This is a genomic window from Stenotrophomonas sp. STEN009 (assembly GCF_056760395.1).
Genome location: NZ_JBRRES010000007.1, coordinates 49,422 through 63,515, shown reverse-complemented (window position 1 = coordinate 63,515; position 14,094 = coordinate 49,422). Strand labels below are relative to the sequence as shown.

Here is a 14,094-nt window from a genome sequence, read left to right as displayed (position 1 = left end):
AAAACGCCCGGCATTGCCGGGCGTTTTCGTTGCGCACCACGTCAGTGATCGCGCTCCACTGCAAGCCTGGCCAGCGCGCGCAGCGCATCGGCCTCTTCGTGGTAGCCCGCCAGAGCAGCCTGCATGCGGGCCGCCAGTTCGCGCAGCTGCGCCTTCGCTCCCTCCATGCCGAGCAGGGCGGGGAAGGTACTCTTGTCCTGCGCCTGGTCCTTGCCTGCCGTCTTGCCCAGCTGCTCGGAGCTGGCTTCGACATCGAGGATGTCATCGCGGACCTGGAACGCCAGGCCGAGTGCATCGGCGAATGCGTCCAGCTGCACCCGCTGCGGCTCCGGCGCATCGCCGCACAATGCGCCCATCCGCACCGCGGCACGGATCAGCGCGCCGGTCTTGAGCGCATGCATCCGGGTCAGCGCGGCCAGCGACTGCTGCTGTCCGGTGGCATCGATATCCAGCGCCTGGCCGCCGCACATGCCGGCGGCACCGGAGGCGTGTGCCAGCGCCTGCAGGCAGTCCACGCGCAGTGTTGCCGGCAGTGGTGCCTCGGCCAGCAGGCTGAAGGCGCGGGTCTGCAGGGCGTCGCCGGCCAGGATCGCGGTGGCTTCGTCGAAGGCGATGTGGGTGGTGGGTTTGCCACGGCGCAGGGCATCGTCGTCCATTGCCGGCAGGTCGTCGTGCACTAGCGAATAGGCATGGATCAGTTCCACCGCCATCGCGGCCGCGTCGAGCCTTTCCGGTTGAGCGCCGAACAACTGGCCAGTGGCATAGACCAACAGCGGACGCATGCGCTTGCCACCGCCGAGGACGGAATGGCGCATGGCCTGGTGCAGCCGCTGCGGTGCATCGGCCGGCGAGGGCAGGGCGGCATCGAGCAGGCTTTCGATCCGGTCGCGCCAGCGCGCGAACGCCGCCTCAGCCGTCATGGCTGGGCGGATCGAAGGATTCTGCCGTATCGGGCTGTGCCGGATCGCTGAGCAGCCGGACGCGCAGTTCGGCCTGCTCCAGCGCCTGCTGGCACTGGCGGTACAGGCCCACGCCACGTTCGTAAGCACTGAGCGAGGCTTCCAGGCTCAGCTCGCCGGTTTCCATCTGCTCCACCAGCTGCTCCAGCGATTCGAGCGACTGCTCGAACTGGGCAACAGGGGAGGCGTTTTCGGGGGACTTCTTGGCCATGCGGCAAGTGTGGACGGCACGCGCGCAGGGGTCAATTCACCAGCCACCCGGCTGCCACCGCAGCTGGGCGTCGTGAGCGTGCAGCCAGGCCTGCAGCGGTGCGGCGATCACCACATCGGCGGCGGCCAGCAGGTTGCCGTCAGCAAACAGCAGCGGCAGCTGCGCGCGCCGCCAGGGGGCCAGATGTTCACGCTGCAGGCAGTCCTTCAAGGCATGTGCGTGGCTGCGTCCCGGCAGCACGATGCGCTCGCCGCCACGCCGTGCACGCACCTGCATCGGCTGCTGGAACATCGCGGCGCCCAGCAGGCGCAGCTGGCCGCCATCTGGCAAGGCCAGAGGCACCCGGCCGTCCCACTCCTCCTGCCAGTCCAGGGGCAGGGCAGGCAGCTCGGCCGGCAGCAGATAGGCATGCTCGCGCCATTGCTGGATGACGTGATCCTGCCAGCGCACCTGCGCCTGCCGGTCGCAAGCGGAGGGCAGCATTTCCTCGAGCATCTGCTGCAGCACCCGCCCCGGGAGCGGTGCCGCGCCATGGCTGGCCACCCAGGTGCGCAGGACGCGTGCGGCGCGTTCCGGCGATACCTGCCGCAGCAGCTGCAAGGACAGCACGCGCGGGGCTGCTTCCAGGTGCGCGAGCAGCTCGGTGTCCTCTTCCTGCAGAAGGCCACGGGTGCGCGCGCAATGATCGGCACTGCCGGCCAGGGCCGCTGCGGCGTGCGGCCAGCGCTGGCGCAGCAGCGGCAGCACCTGCAGGCGCAGGAAGTTGCGGTCGGCGTACGCGTCGTCGTTGCTGGGGTCTTCGATCCAGTGCAGATCGTGGGCCCGCGCATAGTCATGCAGAGCGTCGCGCGGGACCTGCAGCAGCGGCCGCCACAGCCGGTGGCCGGCGAGCATGCTGTCCCTGCTCATTGCCGCCAGGCCATCAACACCGGAACCGCGCAACGCGCGCAGCAGGAAAGTTTCAGCCTGATCGTCCTGATGCTGGGCCAGGGCCAGCGTCTCTCCGTCGCGCAGAGAGGCGACGAAAGCAGCGCGACGCGCCTGCCGGGCTGCACCCTCCAGGCCCAGACCGGTGCCGGTCTCGACCTGCACGCGGTGTACGACCAGTTCGATTCCCAGGGCCGCGCACTGCTGCTGGCAATGCTGGACCCAGGCATCGGCGTCGGGCTGCAGCCCGTGATGCACGTGTACAGCGCGCAGTCCCACGCCGGCCGCCTGCGTGCAGCGCCGTAGCCAGTGCAGCAGGACGGTCGAATCCAGGCCGCCGCTGTAGCCGACCAGCAGCGGTGCATCGAGGGAAACCAGGGCGGGGAAGGCAGTCACGGGTGAAGTGTAGGGTGATCGGCGGGGTCGCGCCGCGCCTTCGACTCACGGGCGGGATGCAGCCGGGCATGGCCCGGCTGCACACTGCGTCCGCCGTGCCGTTACTTTCCGTCGACGCTGCGTTCGAAGGCCTTGGGCGCCGGCAGCTGCACCGGTACGCCCTTGTCATCGCAGGTGCCCGCCTGGCACAGGCGATCGCGCAGCGCCGGCGTTGCCTGCACGATCATGTGATAGATCGTGTTCTGCTCCAGCGTGCCGCGGATCGCCTTGCTGCCGGGACCGCGCGCCCAGATGCCGACGTCCTCGCCACCATGCGATTCAGACTTCATCGGCACCAGCGCTTCCTGCATGTAGTCCGGATGCTCGGTGTCGACATCATGCAGGTCCGGACGCCCCTTGGCCGGCTCGAAGCTGCTCGGGTTGTGCGGGTAGCGCTTGCTGCCCGCCGGCTGCTGGTTGGTGCTGCCGGTGTGGCCCGGTCCATTGGCGTAGCTCAAGGTGGTGTAAGGCTGGCCGTTGCCGTCCAGCGCGTAGTCCAGCTTGCCGGCGCCGTCCTCACCGCCCTTGTCCTTCACCTTGCCCAGGATCGGGTTGCCGCGTGCGGGGTAGCCGACGAAGTTCAGGGTGTGTGAGTGGTCGGCGGTGACGATGATCAGCGTGTCGTCGGCCGACGTCATTTCCGACGCCACCCGCACCGCATCGGACATCGCCACGGTTTCGGTCAGTGCGCGATAGGCATTGCCGCTGTGGTTGGCATGGTCGATGCGAGCGCCTTCGATCATCAGCACGTAACCTTCCTGATGGCGCGACAGATTGGTGATCGCAGCAGCGGTCAGCTCGGCCAGGCTTGGCTCACCGGCCGGATCCTGTGGGCGCTCGTATTCGTAGCGCATGTGGTCCGGCTCGAACAGGCCGAGGATGGCCGGCGCATTCGCGGCGGCGGCCAGCTGCCTGCTGTTCCACACGTAGGCACCCTGCGGATGCGCCTGCTGCCATTCCTGTACCAGGCTGCGGCCATCCAGGCGCTGGCCGACCTTGTCGTCGTATTCCGGATCGCGCTCTTCCACGGTGGTGAATTCACCGCGACCACCGCCGAGCGCGACCAGCGGGCCGCGACCATAGCGCGACGTGGACAGCAGCTGCTGGGCGATGTCCTTGCAGCCGGCGGCCTTGGCCGCTTCGGTCAGATCGGTGTCATTCTCCCAGTTGCGCTCCGGCGAGTGCGCGTAGGTGGCCGCCGGGGTGGCGTGGGTCAGGCGCGCGGTGGACACGATGCCGGTCGCCAGGCCGGCGCTGTCGGCCAGCTGCAGCCAGGTGAGCAGGCCCTTGGACAGGCTGTCGGCACAATCGGTGCGGGCGCCTGCGCTGACACCGATCGCGCCCATGTGGGTCTTCACGCCGGTGGTGATGGCGGTCATGGTGCCTGCCGAATCAGGGGTCTGCGAGTCGGTGTTGTAGGTCTTGCTGAACGCGGTGGCGGGGAAGCGTTCCCAGGACAGCAGGTTCTCTTCACCCGATCCGCCCTTCTTCTGGCCTTCGTAGATGCGCGCAGCGGCCACGGTGGTCAGGCTCATGCCGTCGCCGAGGAACAGGATGACATTCCGGGCCTTGCCGGCCATCGCGCCATTGGCGGCGGCCTGGGCGGCGCCGCTGCGGTACCACCATTGCGGCGTCTCGCCGGCCGGGTGTGCAACCGGCTCGACGGCGACCTTCAGGCCTGCCGGCGCGGAAGCGGGGGTGGTGCTGGCGCAGGCGCCGAGCAGCAGGGTGGTGGCACACGTGGCCAACAGGGAGACGGAACGGCGCATGGACGCTGGGATCTCACAAACTGTAACGGGACGTTCATTATGCCCGCCCTCGCAAGGCACGCCGATGACACACTGATTTGCCGGGCGGACGGTCGTTCTGCGGGCCGCCTTGGGCTATCGTGCCAGCATCCCTTCCTTCCCCCTCTGGATTGCCTATGACGCTGGTCTCTGCCTGGCTGCGGATTCCATTCTGGCAGCGCGTGGTCGGCGGCTTCGTGCTTGGTGCGCTGGCCGGCTGGGCGCTCGGCCCCGCTGCGGAAACGTGGTTCGGTCCGCTCGGTGAGCTGTATGTCACCCTGATCAAGATGATCGCGGTGCCGCTGGTGTTCTTCGCGGTCATCAACGCGATCTCGTCACTGCATGGCCAGAAGTCGGTTGCAGCGCTCAGTGGCCGCACCTTCCTGTGGTTCGTGATTACCGCGGCGTTGGCGGTGTGCGTGGGCCTGGGCGTGGGCACCGTGCTGCAGCCCGGTGCTGGTGGCCTGCAGCTGTCCATGGCCAGCAACTATGTACCGCGCGAGGTTCCCAGCGTGGTACAGGTGCTGCTGGATGTGGTGCCGGCCAACGTCTTCTATGCACTGTCCGGCATCGGCACCCGCGTCAATGCCGCCGGCGAGACCGTGCTGGCCGCTGGCAGGGGCTCGATCCTGCCGGTGATCTTCTTCGCCGGCCTGGTGGGCTTTGCCATCGTCAAGCTGGGCGAGAAGGTGACCGAGGCGCGGAAGCTGGTCGGCCAGATGAGCGACATCATGATCCAGGTGACCCGCTTCGTGCTGGAAGTCACCCCGATCGGTACCTTCGGCCTGATTGCCGGCCTGGTGGGCAGTTACGGTTTCGAAAAGCTGCTGCCGCTGGGGCATTTCGTGCTGGCCCTGTACGTGGCCTGTGCGTTGCACATCGTGGTCGTCTACAGCGCGCTGCTGCTGGCGCACGGGCTGAATCCGCTGAAGTTCTTCCGCGGCGCGGCGCCAGGCATGCAGGTCGCCTTCGTCAGCTCCTCCAGCTTCGCCGCGATGCCGGTGGCGCTGCGTTCGATCACCCACAACCTGGGCGTCAACAAGGACTACGGTGCATTCGCGGTGCCACTGGGTGCGAGCATCAAGATGGACGGCTGCGGCGCGATCTACCCCGCGTTGTGCGCGGTCTTCATCGCCCAGTACAGCGGCGTGCCTTTGACACCGGAGCAGTACGTGGTGGTGCTGATCGCCTCGGTGCTGGGCAGCTTCGGTACTGCCGGTGTGCCGGGTACGGCCGTGATCATGGCCACCGTGGTGCTCAGTGCCGCCAATCTGCCGCTGGAGACCATCGGTTACCTGTATGCCATCGACCGTATCCTGGACATGATGCGCACCATGACCAACGTGACCGGTCAGATGCTGGTGCCGGTGCTGGTGGCCAAGGAGACCGGCCTGCTCGACCAGTCGGTGTACGACAATCCCTCCAGCAACGTGGGCGTGGATGACCCGGACCCTACGCCGCCACGCAGCTGAGACGCCGCGCAGCGGCCTGTCATGCGAGAGATGAAGGCCCGCCGGACTGGCGGGCCTTTTCGTTGTGGGCGTGCCCGCCGGGCCAGGGAAGGGAAGACGCATCCCAGGCATTCCGCGGGCAACGAAAAAGCCGCTGCAGGGCAGCGGCTTTCAGCTATCAGGCGGTGCCTGGAAAGGCGGCGTCAGAGCTCGACGCGGCGCGCCTGCATGAACTTGTTGCCCCAGTAGCCGCTGAGCAGGGTGTCCACCCGGACATCCTTGCCTGCGCTCGGGGCATGCAGGAAGCGGCCGTCACCCACATAGATGCCGACGTGGTCGACCCGGCCCTTGCGACCGAAGAACACCAGGTCACCCGCGGCCAGGGCGGCACGGTCGTTGATCAGCTCGGCGTTGTTGTCGTGTGCCATCTCGCGGGAGACGCGCGGAAGTTCGATGCCCAGCGCCGAACGGAAGACGTAGCCGACCAGGCCGCTGCAGTCGAAGCCGCTGTCCGGATTGCTGCCACCCCAGCGATAGGGGGTGCCGAGCAGGGTCATCGCCCGCCGCAGCAGCGACTGCACCTTGCCATTGTCGGCGGCGCTGCCGACAACGCTGCCATTGGCAGCGTTGCTGGTGTCGTAGTTGGCGAGCAGGCGGCTCAGATCGCCGGCGACCATGGCCGAGCGGTCCATCAGCGGAATGGTGTCGTTGGCGGCCAAGTGCGGCAGCAGGGCGGCCAGCGTGGCACTGGCGGCTGCATCGGTGCGGCTGCGCTGGGGGGCCGCAGCGTCGGTCTTGCCCGTCACACGTACGCCATTGTCGGTCGCCGGGACCGGAGCAGCGTCGGCGCGTGAGGGAACGGTCTGCGACCAGGCGGGGAGGCTGGTCAGGCACAGTGCCAAGCCCAGAAGAACAGGGCGGACACTACGCGGAGAAGCGGCGGTCTGGCCTTTGCACGTCAGGTCGTCAGTCGTCACGCGTCGGTCACAGAAAAAAAACGATGGGGCATCATGCCCTGTAAAAGCACTGATAAGTTAAAAATTCCGTTATAAAACCGTTATTTCCACTGTGACGTAATTCTCAATTTTGAACATGTCGCCTGTTCATTTTAGCGAAGGACGCGTTTGGCCCCTGTGTAGTGGTCCTTCCAGTAGGGCCCGCTGAGCGAGTCCAGGCGCACCGTGCCGCCGGTGCTGGGGGCGTGCACGAAGCGCCCCTCGCCGACATAGATGCCGACATGGGTGACGTTGCCGCGGCTGCCGAAGAACACCAGGTCACCCGTGGCCAGACGCTTCGGATCGATCCTCGGGCCCTGTACGGCGGCCAGGTCGCGCGAGGTGCGCGGCAGCTTCAGATCCAGCATCTCGCGGTAGACATAGGCGACCAGGCCGCTGCAGTCGAAGCCCGATTCGGGGGTGTTGCCGCCGTAACGGTAGGGCGTGCCGACCAGGCTGATGGCACGCATCAGTACTGAATTGGCGGCCTCGGGATTGTCCGGGGTGGTCGCCGGCCAGTGCGCCGACGGCGGGGGCGCCGCCGTCCGGGTGGCCTTGCCGCCGCCGCAGGCGGTCAGCAGCAGGGGCAGGACCAGCAGCAGGGCGGGCACGGACAGCCGGCGCGGGCCGGACGAAACTGGCGTGATGTGCATGTTCTCCGGATAATGCGCCACCTTGGATTGGCCGTCATGATGGCGGCGTCCCCGCCGGGCGACAACCCGCCCCAACCCGTCTGCCTCCGGCAGAACCAGACAGAGTCGCGCATGAAGATCGAAAAAGACCGCGTTGTCCGCTTCCACTACACCGTTTCCGAAGTCGGCCAGGAGCCGATCGAATCGTCCAAGGACCGCGGCGAGCCGCTGGCGATCCTGATCGGTCACGGCAACATCATCCCGGGCCTGGAAAACGCCATGATGGACAAGGAAGCCGGCGCCACCTTCAGTGTCGACGTCACGGCGGCCGACGCCTATGGCGAGCGCCGCGAAGGCCTGTCCCAGCGCGTGCCGAAGAAGCACTTCGGCAATACCAAGCTGGCGCCGGGCCAGCAGGTCGTGCTGCAGACCAACTTCGGCCCGCGTGCGGTGACCGTGCAGAAGGTCGGCATGAGCGTGGTCGACGTCGATCTCAACCATCCGATGGCCGGCAAGGACCTGCACTTCGACGTGGAAATCGTCGACGTCCGCGAAGCCGGCAAGGAAGAGATCGAGCACGGCCACGTTCACGGCGACGGCGGTCACGCGCACTGATCGCCCTGCGATCGTGACGGCAGCAACGGCCCGCTTCGGCGGGCCGTTGCATGTCTGGAACACCGCGCGCTCGTCCACGGCGCGCAGGCGGGCTGCATAATGAAGGACCTGCCCGCCGGATGTCCTGTGAACAGCGCTTCGTCTTCCCTGCAGCCGGTCGCCTCCGGCGACCGCATCGCCGTGCTGGACATACTGCGCGGGGCCGCGTTGCTGGGCATCCTGCTGATGAACATGGAGGCCTTCAGCGGACCGCTGGACCTGGCATTCACTGGTATCGACGTGCGTTGGCAGGGGATCGATTACTGGGCCGACGCCTTCGTCTATGTGTTCGTGCAGGGCAAGTTCTTCACCCTGTTCTCGCTGCTGTTCGGCGCCGGATTCGCAGTGATGGTACAGCGCGCCGAGACCGCCGGCCGCGAGTTCACTCCGTTCTATCTGCGCCGCAGCGCCGGGCTCATGCTGATCGGCCTGTGCCACGCGCTGCTGGTCTGGTCCGGCGACATCCTGGTGCTCTACGCGCTGGCGTCGCTGCCCCTGCTGGCGTGCCGCGAGGCACCGCGCAGCTGGCTGCCGTGGATGGGCGTCATCGTCTACCTCGGTGGCGCGGCGATGATGATGCTGCTCGGTGCCATGGTTTCACTGGCGACGCCGCAAGACGCGCAGCAGATGCTGGTCGACGCACAGCAGAGCATCGCCCGGGAGCGCATGGTCTACGGACACGGCAACTGGATCCAGGCCTGCATCCAGCGCCTGCATGAGTTTGGTTCGTCGATGGGGGCGCTGCTGATCACCGGCCCGGCGGTACTGGGCATGTTCCTGATCGGCAGTGGACTGGCCGGCAGTGGCGCGCTGGCCGCGCCGGAACGCCATCCGCGCCTGTTCGCGGCGCTGCGCTGGGTCGCCTTGCCGCTGGGCCTGCTGGTCACCGTGCTGGGTGTGGCCTGGAAACCCTACCTGGCACCCGGTGCCTACGACCTTGGTGTGACCTCGGCGATGGCGCTGGTGATGATCGGCGCGCTGCCGATGTGCCTGGGCTACCTCGCCTGGATCGTGCAGTGGCGCGCGCGGCTGGGCTGGCTGGCGCCGGTCGGCCGGATGGCGCTGACCCACTACCTGGGGCAGTCGCTGTTGTGCACCTGGGTGTTCTACCACCATGGCCTGGGCTATTTCGGCGTGATGCCGCGCGGCGTGCAGCTGCTCTTCGCTGTGCTGCTGTTCGCCGCGCAGGTCGCGCTTTCCCATGCCTGGCTGCGCCGCTTCCGCTTCGGACCGATGGAGTGGCTGTGGCGGGCGATGACCTATCGCCAGTGGCCGCCGATGCGCCGCGAGGCTGGAAGGGGCTGACCGATGCAGGGGGCGCGCGATGACGTGATCGTGATCGGTGCCGGTGCCATCGGCCTGGCGACTGCGCTGGCGTTGTGCGGACAGGGACGGCAGGTACGGGTGATCGATCGTGGCCGCGTGGGCGCAGCGACGTCGTACGGTAATTGCGGCACCGTCACGCCCAGTCATGCACCGCCCCTGGCCGCGCCGGGTGTGCCGCTGCGTGCGTTGCGCTGGATGCTCGACCCACGTGCGCCGCTGTATGTGCGCAGCCGCCTCGATCCCGCGCTGTGGCGCTGGCTGCTGCAGTTCAGCGCGCGCTGCAATGCGCGGCATTGGCTGCAGGCCACGCGCGCGCGCGCTGCGCTGTTGAATGATTCCCGCGTGCGCCTGGCCGAATGGGTGGGAACCCATGGGCTTGACTGTGAATTCGAGACGCGCGGCCTGGATTACGTGTTCGGTGATGCACGCAGCTTCGATCAGCACATCGCCCAGTGCGAGGCGCTGGATGCGCACGGCATTGCGACCCGCTGCATCGATGGCGGCCACTACGCACGCGACAATCCGGCGTTCCATGATCGGCTTGCCGGTGCGATCCATTTCCCCGGCGACGCGCAGCTGCGCCCGGACCGTTTCACTGCGGAGCTGGCGCGGGTACTGCGTGCGCAGGGCGTCGAGATCGACGAGCAGGTCGAGATGCAGGGCTTCAGCGGCGACGTACACGGGGTCCGGGTACAGGCCGGCGGACGCACGCTGCGCGCGCGCGAACTGGTGCTGGCCACCGGCCCGTGGTCGCCGCGATGGGCACGGCTGCTCGACCTGCGGGTGCCGATCCAGCCCGGCAAGGGGTACTCGCTGACCTGGTCACGCCCGCCGCTGGTGCCGGCCCGTCCGGCGGTGCTGAAAGATCACTCCGTGTTCGTGATCGCCTGGCGCGACGCGCTGCGACTGGGGGGCACGATGGAATTCGCCGGTGCCGACCCGCAGCTGCGTGCGCAGCGCCTGCAGGCGTTGCAGCTGGCCGCTGATCGCCACCTGCGCATGCCTCGTGGCGCGCAGCTGCAGGAGCAGTGGTGCGGCTGGCGTCCGATGAGCGTGGACGATGTACCGTTGATCGGCCGCGCGCCTGCCCATCCTCACGTCTGGCTTGCGGCAGGGCATGGCATGCTCGGCATCAGCATGAGCGCCGGCACCGGCCAGCTGATCGCCGATCTCGTCTGTGGCCGCACGCCAGCGATCGATCCTGCCCCTTACCGACCCGAGCGATTCCGATGAACACGGCTTCCCATGATTACGACCTGATCGTCCTTGGCGGCGGCTCTGCCGGCCTGGCCGGCGCCATCCGCGCCGCGCAGTACGGCAAGCGCGTGGCGCTGCTGGAACCCGGTGAACTGGGCGGGACCTGCGTCAATGTTGGCTGCGTACCGAAGAAGGCGATGTGGCTGGCCGCCGATCTGCACGAGCGTATCGGCCTGGCAAGCGCGATGGGCTTCGATGTGCCGCCACGACCGGCACTGTCGTGGAAGGAACTGGTGATCCATCGCCAGGCCTATATCAGCAACATCCATACCAGCTACCACAAGCGTCTGGATGAAACCGGCGTGGTCCGCATTCCGGCGCGCGGCCACCTGCTCGACGCGCACACGGTGGCCTGCAGCGACGGCGTGCGCTACACCGCCGACCACATCCTGATCGCCACCGGAGCGCACCCGCAGCGTCCGGACATCCCCGGCGCGGAGCTGGGCCTGGTATCCGACGACTTCTTCGAGTTGCGTGCTGCCCCGGCCGAGGTCGCGATCATCGGCGGCGGCTACATCGCGGTGGAGCTGGCCGGGCTGCTGCAGGCGCTGGGCAGCCGGGTGAGCCTGCTGGTACGCGGCAAGCGCCTGCTGGAACGCTTCGACTACGAGCTGACCGGTCAGCTGGCGGAAAACCTCCGCCAGCAGGGCGTGCGCATCTACTTTGATTACCGCCTGCGCGAACTGCAGCGCGACGGTGAGCGCGTCCGCGCCTTCGGCCATGATGGCCCCATGGACAGCGTGTTCGACGCGGTGTTCTTCGCCACCGGCCGCCGTGGCAACAGCCGGGGCCTGGGCCTGGAGGCGCTGGGCATCGACATCGGCGAGCACGAGCAGGTGCAGGTGGATGAATGGCAGACCACGGCGGTACCCAGCATCCATGCCGTGGGGGATATCGCGGGCAAGGTGGGCCTGACCCCGGTGGCGGTGGCTGCATCGCGTCGGCTGATGGACCGTCTGTTCGGTGGCCGCCCACAGTCGAAGATGGACTATGAGAATGTGGCCAGCGTGGTGTTTTCGCATCCGCCGCTGGGGGCGGTGGGCATGGGTGAGGAGGAGGCGCGTGCCTGCTTCGAGCAGGTGACGGTCTATCACAGCCGTTTCCGGCCGATGCTGCAGGCACTGGCCAACGGTACCCAGCGCAGCCTGTTCAAGATGGTCTGCGCCGGGCCGGAAGAGCGCGTGGTGGGGGTGCACCTGCTGGGCGAGGCCGCGGACGAGATCCTGCAGGGCTTCGCGGTGGCGGTGAAGATGGGAGCGACCAAGGCCCAGTTCGATGACACGGTGGCGATCCACCCGACCTCCGCAGAGGAAGTGGTGCTGATGCGCTGACGCTGCGGTTGCCGCGTCGGGCCATGCGACAATGGGCGTCCACACGCACCCCCGGGCCGCCCTGCGCGGCCCGCCGCTGTTCCCATGTCAAGCTCCTCCCCGCGCATCGCTACCGCATCCCCACGCATCGCCCTGGGGGGAATCGGCCTGGCGGCGATCGGCGCCGTTGCCGCATCCGGCAAGGCAGTGATCGTCAAGCTCGGCCTGCGCCACGGTGTCGATGCGACCACGCTGCTGGCGCTGCGCATGCTGATGGCACTGCCCCTGTTCGCACTGATGGCGGTGTGGGCTTCGCGCCGTGTCGAGCCGCTGTCATGGGCAGACCGGGCGCGCGTGCTGTGGCTGGGGTTCACCGGCTACTACCTGTCCAGCCTGCTGGATTTCCAGGGTCTGCAGTACATCAGCGTCACGCTGGAACGATTGATCCTCTACCTCAACCCGACGCTGGTGCTGCTGATCAACGTGCTGCTGGCGCGGCAGCGGCCAGGGCGCTGGCAGGTCGTCGCGCTGGTGCTGAGCTACCTGGGGGTGCTGCTGGCGTTCGGCCACGATCTGCAGCGGGAGGGCGGGCAGATCATCGTCGGCAGCCTGCTGGTGCTGGGCAGCGCGCTCAGCTATGCGCTGTACCTGTTCGGCAGCGGCCAGGTGGTGGCACGGATCGGCGCGGTGCGCCTGACCGCCTATGCCAGCTGCGTGGCCAGCGGTCTGGTGCTGCTGCATTTCGCCATCACCCATCCGCTGCCACTGCTGTGGCAGGCACCTGCACCGGTGCAGTGGCTGTCGCTGGCCAACGCCACGGTCTGCACCGTGCTGCCGGTGCTGGCGATCATGCTGGCGGTGCAGCGCGTGGGTTCCTCGCTGGCAGCGCAGGTCGGTATGCTGGGGCCTGTTTCCACCATCGTGATGAGCCTATGGCTGCTCGACGAACCGATGGGGCCGGCGCAGATCGCCGGCACCGTGCTGGTCCTGCTCGGCGTGCTGCTGGTGACGCGTCTGCGCCGCTGACGCCGGACCAGGCGCGCGCGCGCATCCTGGCGGTGATCCACGCGATCCCGCCGGGACAGGTGATGGGCTATGGACAGGTGGCGATGCGCGCGGGCCTGCCGGGGCGGGCACGCTTGACGGCACGCATTCTCGGCCAGAACGATGACCCGACACTGCCCTGGCACCGCGTGCTGCGCTCTGACGGGCGCATCGCCATGGCGGAGGGGTCGGCGGGCTGGCGGGAACAGTCGCAGCGGCTGCGCGCGGAAGGCGTGGTGGTGGAGAACGGCCGAGTGCGGATGCCGGCGTCCGACCCGGCGGCGGCGCTGGATGCCGCCGTGTGGGGACCGGGCTGAGCGCGACCGGGGTCTGAACGGGCCGCACGCGGCAGTCGCCGACACGACACGACGGTGCGGCTATGATGGAGACCGTTCCATGCCGGTGTCCCCATGTTCCCGCGACTGCCAACCGTCACCAAGGCCCTGCTGATCGCCAACGCGATTCTGTTCCTGTTGCAGCAGCCGTTCCTGCTCGGCAACCAGACCTTCGAGCCGTTCATGCTGCAGCCGCTGCAGCAGGGCTTCGATGCGTTCTCCCCGGGTGGCAACTTCCAGCCGTGGCAGCTGCTGACCTACGGCTTCCTGCACGGCAGCTTCGGCCACCTGTTCTTCAACATGCTGGCCGTTTTCATGTTCGGTGCGCCGCTGGAACAGACCTGGGGCGAGAAGCGCTTCCTGCTCTACTACCTGGTGTGCGTGGCCGGCGCCGGCGTCTGCCAGCTGCTGGTGGGGACGCTGCTGGAGAATCCGGCCACGGTGCTGGGCGCGTCCGGTGGTGTGTTCGGCCTGCTGCTGGCGTACGGCATGTTGTTCCCGAACCAGCGGGTGATGCTGCTGTTCCCACCGATTCCGATGAAGGCGCGCACGTTCGTGATCCTGTTCGGTGTCGGTGAACTGGTGCTGGGCATGACCGGCTGGCAGCCGGGCGTGGCGCACTTCGCGCACCTGGGTGGCATGTTGTTCGGCTGGCTGCTGATCCGCTACTGGCGCGGCCAGCCACCGTTCAACAAGCGCCGTCCCCCCGGCCCGCCGAACCGTCCGAATCATCTGCGCAGCGTCAAATGATCCGCAGGGTCATTTGATGCA

General features: G+C 67.9%; 14 protein-coding genes. 8 read left to right on the top strand and 6 right to left on the bottom strand.

The window, feature by feature from the left end:
- Positions 1 to 41: 41 nt before the first annotated feature.
- The 4 genes from ACVOMM_RS05065 to ACVOMM_RS05050 all read right to left on the bottom strand — a co-directional run bounded on the left by ACVOMM_RS05065 (position 42) and on the right by ACVOMM_RS05050 (position 4,301).
- A complete protein-coding gene (locus ACVOMM_RS05065) occupies positions 42 to 920 on the bottom strand; it encodes a polyprenyl synthetase family protein (RefSeq protein ID WP_053516794.1) in 879 nt (292 codons plus the stop codon).
- Positions 910 to 1,170, bottom strand: a complete 261-nt coding sequence (locus tag ACVOMM_RS05060) for an exodeoxyribonuclease VII small subunit (RefSeq protein WP_481525948.1) — start codon at positions 1,168 to 1,170, stop codon at positions 910 to 912. The genes ACVOMM_RS05065 and ACVOMM_RS05060 overlap by 11 nt, the downstream gene beginning before the upstream one ends.
- A gap of 36 nt (positions 1,171 to 1,206) precedes the next feature.
- Entirely contained in the window at positions 1,207 to 2,493 is a 1,287-nt protein-coding gene (tilS, locus tag ACVOMM_RS05055; RefSeq protein ID WP_197572518.1) for a tRNA lysidine(34) synthetase TilS, read from the bottom strand.
- Between the two features lie 101 nt (positions 2,494 to 2,594).
- The gene (locus tag ACVOMM_RS05050; protein WP_053516800.1) at positions 2,595 to 4,301 is read right to left on the bottom strand and encodes an alkaline phosphatase; all 1,707 of its coding nucleotides are present in this window, start codon (positions 4,299 to 4,301) and stop codon (positions 2,595 to 2,597) included.
- Between the two features lie 155 nt (positions 4,302 to 4,456).
- Between ACVOMM_RS05050 and ACVOMM_RS05045 the strand changes: the two genes are divergently transcribed.
- The gene (locus tag ACVOMM_RS05045; RefSeq protein ID WP_065181834.1) at positions 4,457 to 5,791 is read left to right on the top strand and encodes a dicarboxylate/amino acid:cation symporter; all 1,335 of its coding nucleotides are present in this window, start codon (positions 4,457 to 4,459) and stop codon (positions 5,789 to 5,791) included.
- 182 nt (positions 5,792 to 5,973) lie between these two features.
- Here the strand turns inward: ACVOMM_RS05045 and ACVOMM_RS05040 are convergent, their stop codons facing one another.
- Together ACVOMM_RS05040 and ACVOMM_RS05035 are read right to left on the bottom strand one after the other, a co-directional pair.
- Entirely contained in the window at positions 5,974 to 6,747 is a 774-nt protein-coding gene (locus tag ACVOMM_RS05040) for a C40 family peptidase (protein WP_065181835.1), read from the bottom strand.
- 131 nt (positions 6,748 to 6,878) lie between these two features.
- Positions 6,879 to 7,418 (bottom strand): C40 family peptidase, encoded by a 540-nt coding sequence (locus ACVOMM_RS05035; protein ID WP_053516860.1) that lies wholly within the window; start codon positions 7,416 to 7,418, stop codon positions 6,879 to 6,881.
- Between the two features lie 111 nt (positions 7,419 to 7,529).
- Between ACVOMM_RS05035 and ACVOMM_RS05030 the strand changes: the two genes are divergently transcribed.
- The 7 genes from ACVOMM_RS05030 to ACVOMM_RS05000 all read left to right on the top strand — a co-directional run bounded on the left by ACVOMM_RS05030 (position 7,530) and on the right by ACVOMM_RS05000 (position 14,073).
- A complete protein-coding gene (locus tag ACVOMM_RS05030) occupies positions 7,530 to 8,012 on the top strand; it encodes an FKBP-type peptidyl-prolyl cis-trans isomerase (protein ID WP_053516805.1) in 483 nt (160 codons plus the stop codon).
- Positions 8,013 to 8,111: 99 nt separating this feature from the next.
- Positions 8,112 to 9,356: a DUF418 domain-containing protein gene (locus tag ACVOMM_RS05025; protein WP_481525947.1), complete on the top strand. Its 1,245-nt coding sequence runs from the start codon at positions 8,112 to 8,114 to the stop codon at positions 9,354 to 9,356.
- Positions 9,357 to 9,359: 3 nt separating this feature from the next.
- Positions 9,360 to 10,610 carry an NAD(P)/FAD-dependent oxidoreductase gene (locus ACVOMM_RS05020; protein ID WP_065174883.1) on the top strand — a complete coding sequence of 417 codons (1,251 nt, stop codon included), beginning with the start codon at positions 9,360 to 9,362 and terminating at the stop codon, positions 10,608 to 10,610.
- Positions 10,607 to 11,965: a glutathione-disulfide reductase gene (gene gorA / locus ACVOMM_RS05015; RefSeq protein ID WP_164152018.1), complete on the top strand. Its 1,359-nt coding sequence runs from the start codon at positions 10,607 to 10,609 to the stop codon at positions 11,963 to 11,965. The genes ACVOMM_RS05020 and gorA overlap by 4 nt, the downstream gene beginning before the upstream one ends.
- Positions 11,966 to 12,049: 84 nt before the next feature.
- Entirely contained in the window at positions 12,050 to 12,970 is a 921-nt protein-coding gene (locus ACVOMM_RS05010) for a DMT family transporter (protein WP_164152020.1), read from the top strand.
- Complete coding sequence (locus ACVOMM_RS05005) at positions 12,877 to 13,305, top strand: MGMT family protein (protein WP_229765798.1); 429 nt, start codon at positions 12,877 to 12,879, stop codon at positions 13,303 to 13,305. Before ACVOMM_RS05010 ends, ACVOMM_RS05005 begins: the two co-directional genes overlap by 94 nt.
- A 93-nt stretch (positions 13,306 to 13,398) precedes the next feature.
- Entirely contained in the window at positions 13,399 to 14,073 is a 675-nt protein-coding gene (locus tag ACVOMM_RS05000; protein ID WP_053516819.1) for a rhomboid family intramembrane serine protease, read from the top strand.
- Positions 14,074 to 14,094: the final 21 nt, after the last annotated feature.

Bases quoted from the DNA above. Each gene is read 5' to 3' on its own strand.
- ACVOMM_RS05030 (WP_053516805.1), top strand. From the start codon at position 7,530: ATGAAGATCGAAAAAGACCGCGTTGTCCGCTTCCACTACACCGTTTCC.
- ACVOMM_RS05045 (WP_065181834.1), top strand. From the start codon at position 4,457: ATGACGCTGGTCTCTGCCTGGCTGCGGATTCCATTCTGGCAGCGCGTG.
- ACVOMM_RS05050 (WP_053516800.1), bottom strand. From the start codon at position 4,301: ATGCGCCGTTCCGTCTCCCTGTTGGCCACGTGTGCCACCACCCTGCTG.
- ACVOMM_RS05065 (WP_053516794.1), bottom strand. From the start codon at position 920: ATGACGGCTGAGGCGGCGTTCGCGCGCTGGCGCGACCGGATCGAAAGC.
- ACVOMM_RS05010 (WP_164152020.1), top strand. From the start codon at position 12,050: ATGTCAAGCTCCTCCCCGCGCATCGCTACCGCATCCCCACGCATCGCC.
- ACVOMM_RS05025 (WP_481525947.1), top strand. From the start codon at position 8,112: ATGAAGGACCTGCCCGCCGGATGTCCTGTGAACAGCGCTTCGTCTTCC.
- gorA (WP_164152018.1), top strand. From the start codon at position 10,607: ATGAACACGGCTTCCCATGATTACGACCTGATCGTCCTTGGCGGCGGC.
- ACVOMM_RS05020 (WP_065174883.1), top strand. From the start codon at position 9,360: ATGCAGGGGGCGCGCGATGACGTGATCGTGATCGGTGCCGGTGCCATC.
- ACVOMM_RS05000 (WP_053516819.1), top strand. From the start codon at position 13,399: ATGTTCCCGCGACTGCCAACCGTCACCAAGGCCCTGCTGATCGCCAAC.
- ACVOMM_RS05035 (WP_053516860.1), bottom strand. From the start codon at position 7,418: ATGCACATCACGCCAGTTTCGTCCGGCCCGCGCCGGCTGTCCGTGCCC.
- ACVOMM_RS05060 (WP_481525948.1), bottom strand. From the start codon at position 1,170: ATGGCCAAGAAGTCCCCCGAAAACGCCTCCCCTGTTGCCCAGTTCGAG.
- ACVOMM_RS05005 (WP_229765798.1), top strand. From the start codon at position 12,877: ATGGCTGCTCGACGAACCGATGGGGCCGGCGCAGATCGCCGGCACCGT.